This window comes from Streptomyces sp. NPDC054783 (assembly GCF_053611725.1).
On sequence record NZ_JBSHAY010000008.1, the window covers coordinates 139,912 to 156,373 of the forward strand.

16 protein-coding genes and 2 pseudogenes are annotated in these 16,462 nt (G+C 69.5%); 5 read left to right on the forward strand and 13 right to left on the reverse strand.

Annotated features, from left to right (window positions below):
* Positions 1 to 183: 183 nt before the first annotated feature.
* The gene (locus ACWGJ5_RS16885) at positions 184 to 1,131 is read right to left on the reverse strand and encodes a LysR family transcriptional regulator (protein WP_453310483.1); all 948 of its coding nucleotides are present in this window, start codon (positions 1,129 to 1,131) and stop codon (positions 184 to 186) included.
* Positions 1,132 to 1,202: 71 nt separating this feature from the next.
* On the opposite strand from ACWGJ5_RS16885, the gene ACWGJ5_RS16890 reads away from it, so the two are divergent.
* Positions 1,203 to 1,937 (forward strand): SDR family oxidoreductase, encoded by a 735-nt coding sequence (locus ACWGJ5_RS16890; protein ID WP_453310484.1) that lies wholly within the window; start codon positions 1,203 to 1,205, stop codon positions 1,935 to 1,937.
* Positions 1,938 to 2,180: 243 nt separating this feature from the next.
* Positions 2,181 to 2,372: a hypothetical protein gene (locus tag ACWGJ5_RS16895; RefSeq protein ID WP_453310485.1), complete on the forward strand. Its 192-nt coding sequence runs from the start codon at positions 2,181 to 2,183 to the stop codon at positions 2,370 to 2,372.
* 13 nt (positions 2,373 to 2,385) lie between these two features.
* On the opposite strand, the gene ACWGJ5_RS16900 is transcribed toward ACWGJ5_RS16895, so the two are convergent.
* Positions 2,386 to 2,568, reverse strand: a complete 183-nt coding sequence (locus ACWGJ5_RS16900; protein WP_453310611.1) for a hypothetical protein — start codon at positions 2,566 to 2,568, stop codon at positions 2,386 to 2,388.
* Positions 2,545 to 2,681, reverse strand: a pseudogene (locus tag ACWGJ5_RS16905) (DUF4158 domain-containing protein); the annotation flags it as partial. The gene ACWGJ5_RS16900 and the pseudogene ACWGJ5_RS16905, both read right to left, overlap by 24 nt.
* Positions 2,682 to 2,824: 143 nt before the next feature.
* Between ACWGJ5_RS16905 and ACWGJ5_RS16910 the strand changes: the two are divergent.
* The gene (locus ACWGJ5_RS16910) at positions 2,825 to 3,748 is read left to right on the forward strand and encodes a TRADD-N-associated membrane domain-containing protein (protein WP_453310486.1); all 924 of its coding nucleotides are present in this window, start codon (positions 2,825 to 2,827) and stop codon (positions 3,746 to 3,748) included.
* A 110-nt stretch (positions 3,749 to 3,858) separates the two neighbouring features.
* Here ACWGJ5_RS16910 and ACWGJ5_RS16915 read toward each other — a convergent pair whose 3' ends face one another.
* The 7 genes and pseudogenes from ACWGJ5_RS16915 to ACWGJ5_RS16945 form a co-directional block, all read right to left on the reverse strand.
* Positions 3,859 to 6,102, reverse strand: coding sequence for a site-specific integrase (locus tag ACWGJ5_RS16915; RefSeq protein ID WP_453310487.1), 2,244 nt, complete (start codon positions 6,100 to 6,102; stop codon positions 3,859 to 3,861).
* Positions 6,103 to 6,262: 160 nt separating this feature from the next.
* Positions 6,263 to 7,111, reverse strand: coding sequence for a tyrosine-type recombinase/integrase (locus ACWGJ5_RS16920; protein ID WP_453310488.1), 849 nt, complete (start codon positions 7,109 to 7,111; stop codon positions 6,263 to 6,265).
* Positions 7,112 to 7,518: 407 nt separating this feature from the next.
* A pseudogene (locus ACWGJ5_RS16925) lies at positions 7,519 to 7,695 on the reverse strand (DUF4158 domain-containing protein); the annotation flags it as partial.
* Between the two features lie 95 nt (positions 7,696 to 7,790).
* On the reverse strand, positions 7,791 to 8,843 hold the full coding sequence (locus tag ACWGJ5_RS16930; protein WP_453310489.1) for an L-idonate 5-dehydrogenase: 1,053 nt from the start codon (positions 8,841 to 8,843) through the stop codon (positions 7,791 to 7,793).
* A 31-nt stretch (positions 8,844 to 8,874) separates the two neighbouring features.
* Positions 8,875 to 9,639: an SDR family oxidoreductase gene (locus ACWGJ5_RS16935; RefSeq protein WP_453310490.1), complete on the reverse strand. Its 765-nt coding sequence runs from the start codon at positions 9,637 to 9,639 to the stop codon at positions 8,875 to 8,877.
* 13 nt (positions 9,640 to 9,652) lie between these two features.
* A complete protein-coding gene (locus ACWGJ5_RS16940) occupies positions 9,653 to 11,050 on the reverse strand; it encodes a GntT/GntP/DsdX family permease (protein WP_453310491.1) in 1,398 nt (465 codons plus the stop codon).
* 38 nt (positions 11,051 to 11,088) lie between these two features.
* The gene (locus ACWGJ5_RS16945) at positions 11,089 to 11,607 is read right to left on the reverse strand and encodes a gluconokinase (RefSeq protein WP_453310492.1); all 519 of its coding nucleotides are present in this window, start codon (positions 11,605 to 11,607) and stop codon (positions 11,089 to 11,091) included.
* A gap of 140 nt (positions 11,608 to 11,747) precedes the next feature.
* Here ACWGJ5_RS16945 and ACWGJ5_RS16950 point away from each other — a divergent pair, with 140 nt between their 5' ends.
* Positions 11,748 to 12,449: a FadR/GntR family transcriptional regulator gene (locus ACWGJ5_RS16950; RefSeq protein WP_453310493.1), complete on the forward strand. Its 702-nt coding sequence runs from the start codon at positions 11,748 to 11,750 to the stop codon at positions 12,447 to 12,449.
* A gap of 4 nt (positions 12,450 to 12,453) precedes the next feature.
* On the opposite strand, the gene ACWGJ5_RS16955 is transcribed toward ACWGJ5_RS16950, so the two are convergent.
* Positions 12,454 to 12,828, reverse strand: a complete 375-nt coding sequence (locus ACWGJ5_RS16955; protein WP_453310494.1) for a YchJ family protein — start codon at positions 12,826 to 12,828, stop codon at positions 12,454 to 12,456.
* A 174-nt stretch (positions 12,829 to 13,002) separates the two neighbouring features.
* On the opposite strand from ACWGJ5_RS16955, the gene ACWGJ5_RS16960 reads away from it, so the two are divergent.
* Entirely contained in the window at positions 13,003 to 13,320 is a 318-nt protein-coding gene (locus ACWGJ5_RS16960; protein ID WP_453310495.1) for a dsRBD fold-containing protein, read from the forward strand.
* 6 nt (positions 13,321 to 13,326) lie between these two features.
* On the opposite strand, the gene polX is transcribed toward ACWGJ5_RS16960, so the two are convergent.
* Together polX and ACWGJ5_RS16970 are read right to left on the reverse strand one after the other, a co-directional pair.
* Complete coding sequence (polX, locus tag ACWGJ5_RS16965) at positions 13,327 to 15,057, reverse strand: DNA polymerase/3'-5' exonuclease PolX (protein ID WP_453310496.1); 1,731 nt, start codon at positions 15,055 to 15,057, stop codon at positions 13,327 to 13,329.
* A 9-nt stretch (positions 15,058 to 15,066) separates the two neighbouring features.
* The gene (locus ACWGJ5_RS16970; protein ID WP_453310497.1) at positions 15,067 to 16,404 is read right to left on the reverse strand and encodes a M1 family metallopeptidase; all 1,338 of its coding nucleotides are present in this window, start codon (positions 16,402 to 16,404) and stop codon (positions 15,067 to 15,069) included.
* Positions 16,405 to 16,462: the final 58 nt, after the last annotated feature.

Consider the following 16,462-nt stretch of genomic DNA (forward strand, 5'->3'; position numbering starts at 1 on the left):
CCTTGGGGATCAACGGAACAGCCGTCAGCGCTGAGCCGCTCCCATCCATCACTGCCCGTTGATCGTGCTGACGCGGCATGCGCATGGCGGTGGCGGGTGAGGGGTGCCGGCCTTTCTTCGCCCTGGTGGTTGTCTGAAATTGGTCCTGCGGTGATCGTCATGGCGCGGGGTGAGTGCCCCCGGTCAGTAGGCCAGTGCGGTCATGTGGTCGGGGTGGTGGGCGGCGACGTCGTGGGCGGCTTGGACGAAGGCGGCGACGGCTGCGGATCGCGAGGTCTCCGGCCAGGCGACCATGACCGCGCTGGGGCTGAGGCCGGTGACCGGCCGGTATGCGATGTCCGGGCGCTGGTGCCGCTTGGTGGTGGAGAGTGACAGGAACGCCACCGCCTGGCCCAGCGCGACCACCTCCAGGAGTTGCTCGACGCTGGCCACGAGCGGCCCCTCAGGAGTGTCGGCCGGCGCCAAGCCTGTGTGGCCATCGCCTGCTTCCGCTCCGTCGCATCCTGTGTAGTAGGCGGTGGTGGACGGGGCGGCCCCTTTCCAGCGTGGGATCGGTTCGCCCTTGAGGTCGGTCAGCCGCAGTCGCCGGCGTCCGGCCAGGCGGTGCGCGGCGGGGAGAACGGCCAGTCGCGGCTCGACCACGAGCGTCTGGGAATCCAGCCCTTGACCGTCGAACGGGCTGCGCAGCAGCGCTACGTCGGCACGGCCGTCCCGCAGCATGGCGATCGGCTCTCCGCTGCCGCCGACGACGACTTCAGGCGGCGGCAGATGCGAACCCGTTCCCCGGTAGGCGGCGAGGATGTCCCGCAGCAGCCCGGCATCGCCTCCCGGTTTGACCGCCACGACGAGCTGGGGTGTCGGCTGACCGGCCCGGCGTGCTCGCCGGGCCGCCGCGTGCACCGCGTCGACCGCGATCCGGGCCTGGTCGAGCAGCACCCGACCGGCGTTGGTCAGCCTCACCTGCCGGGTGGTGCGCTCCAGCAGGCGTACCCCGAGCCGGGACTCCATCTGAGCGATCGCCTTCGACAGCGGGGGCTGCGCCATCCCCAGGCGTTGCGCGGCCCGGCTGAAGTTCAGTTCCTCGGCGACCGCGATGAAGTACCTCAGCTCCCGCACCTCCAGCTCACTCATATCTGTGGACTATAGATCCAGAGTCTTCTGGTCTTTCCCTGCCGCCCATGGGTGAGGGGAGGCTGGATGCCATGACGACTTCGCAGAAGGCTGCTCTGATCACCGGCGCGAACAAGGGCATCGGCAAGGAAACGGCGCGCAGGCTCGCAGCCCTCGGCATCACCGTGCTGATCGGCGCCCGCAACGCCGAGCGTGGCGATGCGGCGGCCGAGGAGCTTCGCGCCGACGGCGCCGACGTACGGTTCGTACCGCTGGACGTCACCGACGAGATCTCGGTCCAGGCCGCCGCCAAGCACATCGACGCCACGTTCGGCCGCCTCGACATCCTCGTCAACAACGCCGCGATCGCCGCCGGACCGCAAAAACCGAGTGAAACCCCCGCCGCCACTGTCCGGCAGGTCTACGAGACCAACGTGTTCGGCGTCATCGCGGTGACCCACGCCATGCTCCCCCTGCTGCGCCGCTCCGCCGCCGCACGCATCGTCAACATGTCCAGCGAACTCGGCTCCCTCACCCACCTGGCCGACCCGGGCAGCCCGTGGTCCGCCTACTCCTCGATTCTCCTCCCTTACTGCACCCCGAAGAGCGCGCTGAACGCGATCACCGTGCTCTACGCCAATGAACTGCGCGCCGAAGGAATCCTGGTCAACGCGGTGAGTCCCGGCTACTGCGCGACCGACCTCAACCGCCACACCGGGATACGCACGGCGGAGGAGGGCGCGGCCGTCGCGGTTGACCTGGCGACTGTGGGCGAGGACGGCCCGACGGGCGCCTTTCTGGCCGAGGACGGGCCGATTCCCTGGTGAGACCATGCCGTGCCGTCTCCGCCCGAAGCCTGACGGGGGTGTTTTCAACCTCCGCAGTGACGATCACCGGCCTCTTGCGCGGCGCCCATCCCCACGGGCTTTACTGGTAGTTGGTGGGCGCACAAGCCAAGACGGGCACGAGGTGATCACTCATCTCGCGGAATCAGCGTCAAGGGCTGGGCCGCGAGTCAGCCGGCGCCTTCCATCGCGGTTGTGTGCTCGTCGTGTTCACGCAGCATGCGCATGACGGTGGCGAGTGAGGGGTGCTGTCCCTTCTTCGTGCCGGTGGTGATGACGAGGCCGCACCGGGTCAAGGGCGGCGCCCCGCAGCTCGGCGCCGAGGAGCCCGTCCTGCCCGGACCGTTCGGCACCTGGACCGGCCAGGACGACCAGGAGGCTGAGGAGTCCGAGGGCGACGCCAGGCTGTGGTGCTGACCGGCCGGCCCGGTCAGCCCTCGGCGCTCTCATCGTCCTCCTCCTCGGCCCCGGCCGGGTCGCGCAGCGGGCGGAGCACCCCTCCGGCCGGGGTGGAGCCGCGGAAGCTGTAGTGGCCCAGCACGTTCAGGTTCGCGTGCCGCAGCGGGGAGAGCCGGGCGACGTCCTCCATCTGCCGCTCGGTGTACCGCTTCACCACCGAAGGGTCCTCAACGCCAGGTGTTCGGCGACGTACGCGACCACCGGCCACGGCACGTCCAGCGGGTCCTCCAGGAACAGCCCCAGGTACCGGACCGTGCTTCTCTGCACCATGTCAAGCGAGATGATCGTGGTCGGTGCAGACCTCTGAACGGACTGTCTGTGGAACGGCACCTGACGGGGACCCAGCGGCCTGCTCCCGAGGCCCGCGCAAAGCACACCCGCGTAACTCGGACGGCCGCTAGATTTGGGCGATGCATGAGCAGGCTGGTAGCGAGAACGTAGCAACTGATCAGTCCCAGCATGCCGACACCGACACCCAGGCCGCCGAGGGGAAGCATCCACTTCGCAGGGCGGCCAGCTTTCTGGGCAGGCGCCGGGTTCGCAAACGCGTCCTGTTGCTCATCGTTGGCGTCGGAACGGGCGCCGTTCAACATGGTGTCCTTTCCCTCAATGACGCGATGTGGGTGTTGCTCCCGGCGGTCGTGTTGCTTGCGCCAGGATCCGCCTTGCGGTCCGCCTTACAGCCGCCTTCGGGACAGGTCGACGCAGAGCGGCGACGGCTGGAAGCTGAGGTGTTGGGGGAGACCGAGCAGGTAGTGCGGGGCGGGCAGGACAGCGCTGGCGGGCACTTCGACCAGTTCAAACCGGAGGCCGATGATGACCAGGCTGTGCGACAGGGCTTTGCCGTCCAGCTCCTCGACTACTACGCCTACGGACTCGCTCAAGCGAAGCGGAGCATGGCGGCGAGCTTGGCTTCGTCCGCTGTGGGGGCGTCGGTCCTTGTAGCGGGGGTCATTCTGGCGCTCGTCCGGTCGAGCGAGCCGACGGCATCGATCGTCAGCAGCCTTGCCGGTGTGCTCACCTCGGCGATCGGAGCGCTGTTCCATCGCCAAGCAAGTCAGGCCATCAAGCACATGGAAGGCCAAAGTCGTGCTCTGCGGCAGGATATGAAGGCAGAGCGTGACCAGCAGCAGGCCATTGCCCTGCTCGCCGAAATCCACGACCTCGAACTGAAGGCGCAATTGCAGGCCGCTTTGATCTTGAAGTTCGCGAACACGACTTTTCCGCCGAAGTCGTCGGCGCGCTCTCGCGCCGAAGTCGAGCCTTCCTTGAACGGATCGGGTCCTGAGCAGCGACCTGCGGCTCGGCGCAGTAGACGCCAAGTGAACCCGTGAGCGCATAGCCCCAGGGCCGGCGGCGCGTTCCTGGTCAACCCTTCTGTCTATCAGAGTGATCGCCAAGGCCATCCGGACGAGCGATGGCCGCATTGTCATCGTCACTCGGACTACGGGCGGGTGGTCGGGATACCCAGGGCGACAGGGGTCCTTCGTGTGAGACGGGCTGCGTCGGCTTGCTTGGTGCGGACGAAGGTCAGAGTCATGTCGATGCCTTCGATCTCACCGAGCCACTGCTCCTCCTCGGCTCGCTTCCGGCGGAGGATCAGGTCCTTCTCGATATCTGCGAGCCTCGGCAGCATCTTCGGGTTGACCTGCAGCATCGGGCATCGTATGCAGGCATGTTCATGTTGACAGGGTGATCCATAGGGACGAGCGCAGTTGCCGAGTTCGACCTTGCGTTTGTCGAAGTGCTCCTCGAACTCCGCCCACTCCTCTGGGGTGACATCGCCGTACTCGTGCTCAGGACGCAGGTCTCGGCGGTGGTTCAGGAACTCCTGGTAGTGCTTGACGATGTCCTCGGCGAAGACCGCGACGTAGCCCTGTGTCGTCTGGAGATTCAGGTGTCCAGGGAGGGCGGCACCGATGTGGATTGGAAGGCCGCCGTTGACGATCTCGGTCGCGAAGAGCCGGCGGAAGTCGTGCGGCGTGAACTTGGTGCCGGCGAACGCCGGAGCGATCTCGGCGATCTCTTCGCAGCTGCGCGCGAGCATGTTGAGGATCGTGTGCGGGGCGATGATGTTGCGGATCGTCCCCAGCTGACGCTGGAACAGAAACGGCATGGGTTCTGACCAAGTCTTCTCGTGCGAGTCGTAGCGGGTCACGAGAGGAATGGCCTGACCGTTGCGGGTCTGGCGGCGGATGATCTGCGCGACGGCATGGAACAGCTCGGCGGACATCGGGATGACCCGCTCGCGTTCACTCTTCGACGGGGCGACGACCAGGAGAGCGATGACCTCGCCGTTGGGCCGTTCGTATTGGCGAATACTGAGGTGGGTCAGTTCAACGAGCTCTTCGACCCGGATGCCGCTGTGCCGCAGGATCTCAACGGCCACCCACTCCCAGAACGCCGACTCCTCCGCCGTGGTCACGTTGATCATCTCACCGGTGCTGTGGTCGATGATCCGGACGGACGGCTCGGCCAGGGTCTTGGCCCGGCGGCGGTCCTCGCGGGAATCCGTGCGGCTATAACGACGCCCCTGGTGCTCGAAGGGCTCGCCCAGAGGCACGGGACGGGCAGCCTCCAGCAGGTCCGCCAGGTGCTCGTAACGGCCCTCAACATGCCGGACGAGGACCGGCAACAGAGGCTGGCGAGCGCGGGTGCGGTCGGCCATCCGCCGGTTGATCTCGCGGCGCCGCTTGCCGAACCCCTTGAGATCTCGCGGCAGGATCGGGCAGGGAGCCACCCACTGAGCCCACCGCTCCGGTTCGGCGACGGCCCAACTGTGAAGGTCGACGTAGAGGCAGCGGACGGCCAGCAGCACAGAGGCAGCGTCTTTTCGCAGCCGGGTCCGGTCGGCCTTGCCGTACTTCCGCCAGTACTGGATCTCGGCCCGCCACTGGTCGTAGAGCTCCTGGCTGAGGTTCAGGTCCTTCTGCTCGGGGTTGAGTTCCTCAATGACAGCCCAGAACAGGCTGGCCAGCTGGCGGGCGAGACCTTCGAGGGTGATGTAGTCGGTGTCGGCCTTGCGTCGGGCGAGGTAGTCGATCAGGAGCTGCCGGACCGCGGCGTTCTTGATGTCGTAGCGGTCGACGAGTTCCTCGACGCTTCGCTGACCGTCATAGATGAACGTCCTCAGGGTCGGGGCCGTCCCAGGAGGGAAGTGCCCCATCCTGTGCAGGATCTCCCAGGCGCCCAGGGCCGCGAAACGCGTGGTTCTCTTGGTCGCGCCGGGCGTCAGCCCCAGACGCTTGTTCTCCAGCGAGTAGTGCAGCAGGGCCGACGGGGTCAGATCCTCCAGGTGGATGCCCTGCGTCGTGAGCGCGCAGGTCAGATCGAACTTCGCCCGCTGCCGGTGCACCGTGGTGAGCCGCTCTTGAGCGTCGACCGTCTCGAAGAACTCGTCCAGCCGGTGGTCCTGCTGGATCTTCCGGAACGGCTCGGCGTAGTCGGAGAACTTGTTCGCCCGGAACCCGGAGAGCGAGGGCTGGATGATCCGGGCGGCGAACGCCATCTTCAGCGCCGAGACCATGTTGCTGCCGTCGTAGCCGACCCCTGGCCGTCCCAGGACATTGACCGAGAGGGCGTTCTCCTCGTTGAACCCGCTGGCCTCCCAGCGCTCCTGCCAGGTCTGCCCCGACAGCGCCTCCAGGTGTCCGAAGAGCATCCGGATGCCGGCCGTGCGTTTCTCCACCAGAGAGCGGCCCTGGTTCGGCCACGCGCCCGCACAGATCGTCGATGCTGGCCTGCGACAGGTCCCCGAACGGGGCCGGAGGCTTCGCGGGCCGAGGAGCCGGGGCCGCCTTCAGCGATGCGCTGGTGAACCTTCTCGGCTCCAGCTGACCGTCGAGCGGTTAGGCACCGAACACCGCTTTGACGTCGTCGGGGTCGTAACCAGCGGTGAAAGTCCGTTGCACCCGCGGGCGGTTGTAGTGGGCCTGCAGGGCGTCGAAAAGGTCCTCCACTCGGGCATTGAGGTAGCGGCCGGTGGTGGCCAGGTCGGTGTGCCGCATGATCGCGCGGACCTGGGCGAGGGTGAGGTTGGGGTCGTTCGCCATCCGTGTCGCGGCGGTGTGTCGCAGGTCGTGCAGGGTCCAGTTCGTGCCGAGTTTCTCGTTCGCGCGCTGGATCACACGCCGCATCGCCCAGTAGGTCAGCGGCCGGTCCGGGCCCCGCCGCGTACGGAGAACCGACTCGTCGGCCGGCGGCAGCCCGATGTGGTCGAGGTATGCGGTCAGGACCGTCAGCGCCTGCGGGCTGGCCGGGACCGCCTCGCGGTCGTCGGTCCCCTTGGTGATCACCCAGATCAGTTGCTTCGCCCAGTCGATGTCTCCCGGGGTGACCCCGAGGAGTTCGCTGGCGCGGGAGCCACTGGAGACGTAGAGCAGGACCGCAGCCCGGTCACGGTCGCAGGACATCGCCCCGAAGAACTCGTACCACATCGAGTCGGGAATCGAGCGGGGATCGGTCCGCCGGACCCTCTGGCGGAGCCTGGCCCGCCGGAATTGAGGGACCTCGCTGTCCAGGGCCCGGTGAGCGAGGGCCCGGCGCTGTGCCCGTGACTCCGGAACCGGATTGACGAGCGGACCACGGCCGTAATGCCGGTGGTAGGCGTAGAAGCTGCTGACCACGGTCAGACAGTGATTGATCGTGCTGGGGGCGTAGCCGGCCTTCAGGTAGGGCTTGCCTGTGCGGGGGTTCACCGAGTCGGGCTGATGTGCGTTCGGGTTTCCCCGGCGGCGCTGCGGATTCGGGGCGACCCGGAGCCATCCGACCAGCGCGGACGCTTCTGCCTCGGTTGCCCGTTCCCAGGGGATGCCGAGGAACCACAACAGCCGGTACCAGCGCAGCAGGTCGTATGCGTAACTCTTGGCGGTCAGTGGCCGGTTGTCGTCCAGGATCAGACCGCGGAGGTACGGAACGACGGGGCGACCGCGGACCCGTCAGGGTCGAGAACGGAGTACCCAGGTATGGAATCCAGCTCGACGACCGAGCCGACGCGCGGCACATCGGCCTGGCCCTCGATCAGCTGGCGATGTAGGTCTTGCAACAGACTCTTCCTTGCAGGCGGAGATCATCTCGCTCCATGATCGGAGACACTGGTGCAGTTAACACACCACATCTGCAACGCGAAGCCCAGCCGGCTGTGGTCACTGCGCCGCTTCCCGATCAGTCTCCGGTCCACGTCATCGAGGCAGAAGAACCGCTCCATCTCCGGGCGCGTCGGCTCCTCAACGAACCGTCCGTACGCCTCGGCCTGCTCATCGGTCAGAAACTCCACCGGCACGCGCCGGACGGTAGCCCCCGGCCGACCCGCTCATACGATCGTCCGTCGAAACCCGCCCCGCAGGCGATCACCGTTGTAGGCGGCCCGATCGGGCCTCAGCGCTGACGGCTGCTCCGTTGATCCCCGAGGCCGAACTCCAGCAGGACCTTGCAGGACCGGCTCCGATCGGCAGCCAGCACCAACGCGTCCTCGGCCTCCCCCATCGGAACCACCGCGCTGACCAGCCCGTCGAACTCGCCGCGCGCGGCCAGCAGTTCCAGTGCGTCGTCGAAGCCGGCGGCGAAACGGAACGCCCCGCGCAGCTCGATCTCCCGGCTCACCAGCAGGTTCCCGGCGAACGGCGACGGCCCCGGCGGCAGCATCCCGAGCTGAACGACCACACCACCGCGCCGAACGCGCCGCAGGCAGGTGTCGAGCCCGGCCGCGACCCCCGACGCCTCGACGGCCACGTCCACCTCCTCGGGCCACCCGGCATCACCCGGATCGTCGGCCCGCACCAGCGTGTCGGCCCCGGCCACCGCCGCGTACCCCAGGGCCCGGGGTACCAGGTCGGTCGCCGTCACCCGTGCCGCGCCGGCCGCCTTGGCCGCCGCGACCACCAGGCACCCGATCGGCCCCGCCCCGGTCACCAGCACATGCCGACCGGACACGTCCCCGGCCCGCCGCACGGCGTGCAGCGCGACCGCCAGCGGCTCGGCCAGGGCGGCCCGCCGCAGCCCGAGTCCGGCCGGCAGCGCCCGCAGCTGCCCGGCCGGTACGGCGATCCGCTCGGCGAAGCCGCCCTGGACATGCGGAAAGCGGGCCGCGCTGCCCAGGTACCGGGTGTCCCGGCACACGTTCGCGCGCCCGTCGGCGCACTCCGGGCAGTGCCCGCACGGGGTGGCGGGGTGCACGGCGACGGCCGTACCCGGCGCGGGACCCGTGGCCCCGGCGCCGTAGGCCACCACCGTGCCCACCACCTCGTGCCCGAGCAGCATCGGCTCCCGGAGCCGGAAGTCCCCGACCCCGCCGTGCAGCCAGTAGTGCAGATCGGAGCCGCACACCCCGCCGTAACGCACGGCCACCAGTGCCTCGCCGGGCCCGGGTTCGGGCACCGGAAGCTCCGCCACCCGCAGATCGCCCGCGCCGTGGATCACACAACCCAGCATTCCCGCAGCCCCTTTCAGAGCACAGCGCCTTTCACAGGACGCTCGTCATGCCGCCGTCGACGTACAGGATCTGGCCGCCCATGAAGTCGGAGGCCGGCGAGGCGAGGAAGAGCAGGGCGCCCACCAGGTCCTCGGTACGGCCCCAGCGGCCGGCCGGGGTGCGGTGGCGGACCCAGGCGCTGAACTCCTCGTCGTCCACCAGGGGCCGGGTCAGCTCGGTCTCGATGTAGCCGGGGCCGAGGCCGTTGACCTGGACGCCGTGCGGTCCCCAGTCGGCGCACATGCCCTTGGTGAGCATCTTCAGGGCGCCCTTGGTGGCGGCGTAGGGCGCGATGCCGGGGCGCACGACCTCGCTCTGCAGCGAGCAGATGTTGACGATCTTGCCGTGGCCGCGTTCCGTCATCCCCCGGGCGGCTTCCCGGCCGACGAGGAAAGCGCTGGTGAGGTTGGCCTCCAGGATCCGGTGCCAGTCGGCGTCGGTGAACTCCAGCAGCGGGGCGCGCAGTTGCATGCCCGCGTTGTTGACGAGGATGTCGAGCGGGCCCACCCGCTCCTCGACGTCCGCGATCCCGGCGGCCACGGCCGGACCGTCGGTGACGTCGAACGCCGCCGTGCGGACCCGGTCGCCGGGCAGTTCGGACGCGGCCTCGGCCAGCCGGTCCGGGTCGCGCCCGTTGAGGACCACGGTGCAGCCGGCCTCGGCCAGGCCCCGGACGAGCGCGAGGCCGATGCCCCGGCTGGAGCCCGTGACCAGGGCGGTGCGGCCGGCGATGTCGAAGAGAGGGTGAGCCGTCATCGTCGTACCCCTCCTACAGGACCAGCGACAGCAGCAGGACCAGACCGCCGGCGACCACCGAGAGGATCGTCTCCATGATCGACCAGGTCTTGACGGTCTGCCCGACGCTCAGCCCGAAGTACTCCTTCACCAGCCAGAAGCCGGCGTCGTTCACGAAGCTGAAGAAGAGCGAGCCGGCGCCGATGGCCAGGACGAGCAGGGCGGTGTGGGTGGTCGACGTGCCGGCCGCGAGCGGCGCGATCAGACCGGCCGCCGAGACCGTCGCCACCGTCGCCGAGCCGGTCGCGAGCCGGATCACCACCGCGATCAGCCAGGCCAGCAGCACCGCCGGGATCGACCAGTTCTTGGAGACGTCCAGGATCATCTGGCCGACACCGGAGTCGATCAGGGTCTGCTTGAAGCCGCCGCCCGCGCCCACGATCAGCAGGATGCCGGCGATGGGCATCAGGCCCTTCTCGACGGTCTGCTGCAGCCGCTCCTTGCTGAACCCGGCGGGCCGGCCCAGCGTGAAGAAGCCGACGAGCACGGCGGCGAGCAGCGCGATCATCGGTGTGCCGACGATGTCGAAGACGCGCTGGGTGGTGGTGGTCGCGTCGTCGACGACGATGTCCACCAGCGCCTTGGCCAGCATCAGCACCACCGGCAGCAGCACGGTCGCCAGGGTCACGCCGAAGCCGGGGCGGCGCTCGAGCTCCTCCGAGGGGCGCTGCGGGAGCATCCGCTCGGGTGCCGGGACGTCGACCCAGCGGGCCGCGACCTTCGAGAACAGCGGACCACCGACGATCACGGTCGGTATCGCGACGAGGATGCCGAGCGCGAGGGTCACACCCAGGTTGGCGTGGAGTGCGTCGATCGCGACCAGCGGGCCGGGGTGCGGCGGGATCAGGCCGTGCATCACGGACAGACCGGCGAGCGCCGGGATGCCGATGCGCATCAGGGAGTAGTTGCCTCGCTTGGCGACCATCAGCACGACCGGGATCAGCAGCACGATGCCGACCTCGAAGAACAGCGGCAGACCGATCACGGAGGCGATGAGCACCATCGCCCAGGGCATCGCGCGCCCGCCGGCCCTGGCAAGGATGGTGTCGACGATCTGGTCGGCGCCACCGGAGTCGGCGAGGAGCTTGCCCAGGATCGCCCCGAGCGCGATCAGGACGCCCACGCCGGCCACGGTGGTGCCGAGCCCGGTGGTGAAGCTGGTGATGGCCTTGTCGAGCGGCGCTCCGGCGACCGCGCCCAGCGCCAGTGACCCGATGGTCAGCGCCAGGAAGGCATGGAGCTTGAACTTGGTGATGAGCAGGACGATCACGGCCATGCCCACCAGCACGGCGATGCCCAGCTGGGCGTGTCCGGCGGAGGTGATCGGCGGAGGTGCGTCCGCTGCCAGCATCTCGACGCTGAGTCTGGTCACGGGGGTTCCCTTGCGTTACGGGGGGACGGGGGTGAGTGCTACGCGGTGGTGTCGGGAAGCGCCTCGAGTGCCTTCACGGCACGCTCGGTGATCTCCTCGGGGCTGCCGGTGACGTCCACGGCGACTCCCGCCTCGTCCGGCTCCAGGGGCTGCAGCGTGGCGAACTGGGAGTCCAGCAGCGCGGTCGGCATGAAGTGCCCCTGCCGCTGCGTCATCCGGTCCTCGATCAGCTTCCGGTCGCCGGTGAGGTGCACGAACACCACACCGGGAGCGGCGGCCCTGAGCCGGTCGCGGTACGACCGCTTCAGTGCCGAGCTGCTGACCACCCCGCCCAGTCCGGCCCGCCCGTGCGCCCAGTGACCGATGGCGTCCAGCCAGGGCCACCGGTCGTTGTCCTCGAGCGGGATCCCGGCCGACATCTTGTCGATGTTGGCCTGCGGGTGGAAGTCGTCGCCCTCGGCGTACGGGACGCCCAGCCGCGCGGCGAGCAAGGGACCGATCGTGGTCTTGCCCGTCCCCGCGACGCCCATCACGACGACGACCTGGGGGGTTCGCATCACTGCCTCGCTGTCTTCCTCGACATCCGACGCCACGGCGGCGTCGCCACACTGAAACCCATTAGGTACGACGAATTCAAGAGCCTGTGACATATAAGTCTGACTTTTTCCGTCAGTGATCCACGCCGTACGCTGAGTGCATGACCACACCGGGCCGGGGGCTGCACGGCCATGTACTGGACACCCTCGGCCCCGCGATCACGGCGGGCGAGTACCCGCCCGGCAGCGTGCTGCGCACCGACGAACTGGCACAGCACTTCGAGGTGTCACGCTCCGTGATGCGCGAGGCGGTCCGCGTGCTGGAGTCCATGCACCTGGTCGAGTCCCGCCGCCGCGTGGGCGTCACCGTCCGCCCCAAGGCGGAGTGGAACGTCTACGACCCGCAGGTCATCCGCTGGCGCCTCGCGGGCGCCGACCGCCCGCACCAGCTGCGCTCACTGACCGTGCTGCGCTCCGCGGTCGAACCGGTCGCGGCCGGCCTCGCCGCCAGGCACGCCACGGCGGAGCAGTGCGCCGAACTCACCGAGTGCGCGCTCGGCATGGTGGCCAACTCACGCGGCCACAAGCTGGAGGAGTACCTGGTCCACGACATCGCCTTCCACCGGGTCGTCCTGAACGCCTCCGGCAACGAGATGTTCGCCCGGCTCGGCGACGTCGTCGCGGAGGTCCTGGCCGGCCGCACCCATCACGAGGTCATGTTCGAGGACCCCGACCCGGCCGCCGTCACCCTGCACGTGCAGGTGGCGGAGGCGGTCCGCGCGGGCGACGCGACCCGCGCCGAGGAGCTGACCAGGGAGATCACCGTGGGCGCCCTGCAGGAACTGGACATCCTGGCGCCCTGAGGCGCTAGTCCAGGAAGTCCCCGTCCACGTACGCCCAGGCCCCGTCGACCCGCTCGAACCGGCTGCGCTCGTGCAGCGAGCCGCCCCGGTAGGAGGCGCGGAAGGTCACCGTGCCCGTGCTGTGGAAGGCGGACCCGTCGGTGGTGTCCAGGATCTCCAGCCCCGTCCACTCCATCCGCGGATCGAGGTCCAGCCGCTCCGGCCGGGTCCGCGGATGCCAGGTGCGCAGCAGATAGCCCGCGTCGCCCGTCACGAACGCGCTGTACCGCGACCGCATGAGCAGCTCGGCGGTCGGCGCGGCGGCCGGCCCCGCGTGGAACCGGCCGCAGCAGGCGTCGTAGGGCTGGGGGAGTCCGCAGGGGCAGGTGCGCGAGGTCATGGCCCACATTCTGCCTGGCCGAGGGGAGGCGCCCGCTGGTGCCGGGGTGCAAAGTAGAAGCGCTGGAATCGTGTGCCCCGTAAAGGGCGCGGGGAACTGTGCGACCAGCCAGGACGGCGCCGCACACGACCGACGGCCCATCGCGGCACAACCCGCGGAGCGAGGTGGCGGACTATGACTCGACCCATGACCAGCCGTCCTCCGGCCGTCAAGGAGTGGCGGCTGAACCTGTACCTGTCCGAGCGCGACCCGGACACCACCGCCCGGATCATCCTGGACACCGGCGACAACGTCCTGGAGAGCCATGCGGAGGCCCGCCGGAACCCCTACGACCCCGACGTACCGGAGATAGGCGACGAACTCGCCGCCGGACGGGCCCTGATCGCCATGGGCCGCAGGCTGCTGCGCGCCGCGGACGGGGACATCAAGGCGGTGGGGGCCGCCGACACGGAAGAAGAGGACCTGTCACCCCTGTGGCTGGACCGGGAATGACGCCCCTCACCTGCCCTTGCGGCCCTTCTCCAGGAACCGCCGCAGCCTCGTCAGCGGCCAGGTGTTGATCACGTCGTCCCGGGTGAGCCAGCCCCGCTGCGCCGTGCCGACGCCGTAGCGCAGCTGCGCGAGGTGCGGGACGGAGTGGGCGTCGGTGTTCACGGCGAACCGCACGCCGTGCTCCCTGGCGCGCAGGATGTCCTCGTCGCGCAGGTCGAGTCGGTCCGGCTGGGCGTTGACCTCCAGCGCGGTGCCGGTGCGCGCGCAGGCCGCGAACACCTCGTCCCAGTCGGCGTCGACGCCCGCCCGCTTGCCGATCAGCCGGGTCGTCGGGTGCCCGATGACGTTGACGCAGGGGTTCTCGCAGGCCCGCACCAGCCGCCGGGTCATCGCCTTGCGGCCCAGGTCGAAGTGCGAGTGCAGCGAGGCCACGCACAGGTCGAAGCCGGCCAGGAAATCCTGGGGCCAGTCCACCCCGCCGTCCGGGTCGATGTTGAGCTCCGTGCCATGCAGCAGCCGCATCCTGCGGTGGGCGCCGTCCAGCTCCCGCACCCGCTCCCGCTGGGCGAGGACCTTCTCGTCGGTCATGCGCTGCATGTACAGGTTGGGCGCGTGGTCCGTGACCGCGTAGTACGCGTATCCGCACTCGGCGGCCGCCGCCACCATCTCCTCCAGCGGGGCCAGCCCGTCCGTGAGATCGGTGTGGGTGTGCAGGTCACCGCGGATGTCCTTCTCGGTCACCACCTCGGGCAACTCGCCGTTCAGGGCCGCCTCGACCTCCCCGCGGTCCTCCCGCAGTGTCGGCTCGATCCACGGCAGCCCGAGCCGGGCGTAGACCTCCTCCTCGGTGCGCGAGGCCAGCGACTTCCCGCTCTCGGCGTCGAACAGGCCGTACTCGGACAGCTTCAGCCCCTGGTGCACGGCGATGGTGCGGGTGCGGATGTTGTGCGCCTTCGAACCGGTGAAGTACTGCATCGCGGCACCCCACGACTCCGGCGGCACCACCCTGAGGTCCACCTGGAGCCCCTTGGCCGTGCGGATCGACGTCTTCTTCGACCCCCGCGCGATGACCTCCGCGGTGGCCGGCAGCTCGCACAGCGCCGCCATGAACGGCTCCGACTTCTTCGCCGCGACCAGGACGTCCAGATCCCCGACGGTCTCCCGCATCCGGCGCAGCGAGCCGGCGTAAGCGCAGCGCCTGCACCCGGTCACCGCGGACAGCTCCGCGACGATCTCCTCGGCGGTGTCCAGGGCCAGCGACAGCGGCACCCGGGCGCCCGCCCGCTGGAGCAGCTCGATGCCGTGCCGGATGTTGTCCTGGGTCTTCTCGCCGAAGCCCTTCAGATCGGCCAGCGCGTCCGCCTCGATCGCCGCGGCCAGCTCGCTCACCGAGGAGATGCGCAGGTCCTCGTACAGCCGAAGCGCCTTCTTCGGGCCCAGGGTGGGAATCGTGATCAGCTCGCGTACCCCGGCGGGGATCTTCGCCCGGCGCTCCTCGACCACCGCCATCTTGCCCGTGCGCAGGTACTCGGCCACCTTGTCGGCGATCGACTTCCCCACGTTCGGGATCTCCTTCAGGCCGTCCTCGTCCAGCTTGGAGATGTCGGCCGGATATCCGCCGATGGCACGCGCCGCCTTCTCGTAGGCGCGCGCCTTGAAGGCGTCGCCTCCGGTGATCGCGATGAGGTCCGCGTACTCCCGCAGGAGCGCCTCGACCTCGTCATTGGGCCGGGCCACCCCTCAAGTCTAGGAAACTCCCCCGAGCACCGGCAGGGGCGGCAGCTTCGCCCCGTACACCCACTCCTGGAACAGCCCGGCCGCCGGCTCGACGGCGAAGCGGGCCACGTGCTCGGTGAACGCCTCCGTCGTCACCGACCCGTTCCGGTGCAGCCGCACCCAGCCGCGCAGCATGCGGAAGAACGCGTCGTCGCCCAGCGCGCAGCGCACCGCGTGCAGGGTCAGGCCGCCCCGCTCGTAGAGCCGCTCGTCGAACATCGCCTTGCGGCCCGGATCTGCCAGCCTGAGGTCCTGCGGCAGCGTGGACAGCAACCGGTGCGCCGCCGCGGCCAGTTGCTGGGCACTGCGTCCCCCGGAGCGCTCGGACCACAGCCATTCGGCGTACTTGGCGAAGCCCTCGTTCAGCCAGATGTGCCGCCAGTCGGCGATGGACACGCAGTTGCCGAACCACTGGTGCGCCAGCTCGTGCGCCACCAGCCGCTCCGAACCCCGGGCGCCGTCCACGTGGTTGGAGCCGAACAGCGACAACCCCTGTGCCTCGACCGGCACATCGAGCTCCTCCTCGGTCACGGCGACCGCGTAACCGTCGAACGGGTACGGCCCGAACAGCTCCTGGAACAGCTCCATCATCGCCGGCTGCCGCGCGAAGTCCCGGGAGAACTCGGGCAGCAGCCGCGCCGGGATGTGCCCGTGCTGCGGCACGCCACCCGGGCCCGGGTCGCCCAGCAGCACCGTCTGGAACCTGCCGATCGCCAGGCCGACCAGATAGCTGGACGTGGGCGCGGACTGTTCGTACACCCAGGTCGTGGTGGAGGCCTTCGTCGTACGGGTCAGCAGGCGCCCGCCCGTGACCACCGCGTACGCGGACGGGACGGTGACCGAGATCTGGTAGGACGCCTTGTCGGCGGGCCGGTCGTTGCACGGGTACCAGGACGGCGCCCCGACCGGCTGGCTCGCCACCAGCGCCCCGTCCGCCAGCTCCTCCCAGCCGAGCCCGCCCCACGGGCTGGCCACCGGCCTGGGGTTGCCGGACCAGTGGACCTCCACGGTGAACGCGGCACCGGCCCGGACGGGCTTGGCCGGGCGGATCCGCAGCCGTCCGCCGCGGTGCGTGAAGTGCGGCTGCCGGCCGTCCACCCGCACCCGGCCGATCCTGAAGTCGGCCAGGTTGAGCTGGAATTCCGTGAGCGGCGCACGGCCCGCTATGGCGTTGATCCGGGCCGTGCCGGACAGCCGGTTCGGGCCGGGGCGGTAGTCCAGCGCGAGTTCGTAGCGGTGCACCCGGTAACGGGAATCACCGTTGTCCGGGAAGTACGGGTCCTGGCCGACCGACTGCTGAACTGCCACTGCTGTGTCCGCTCCCTGCGCTGTGCCACCACCGGGGGCCGGTGCGCCCACCGGCCCT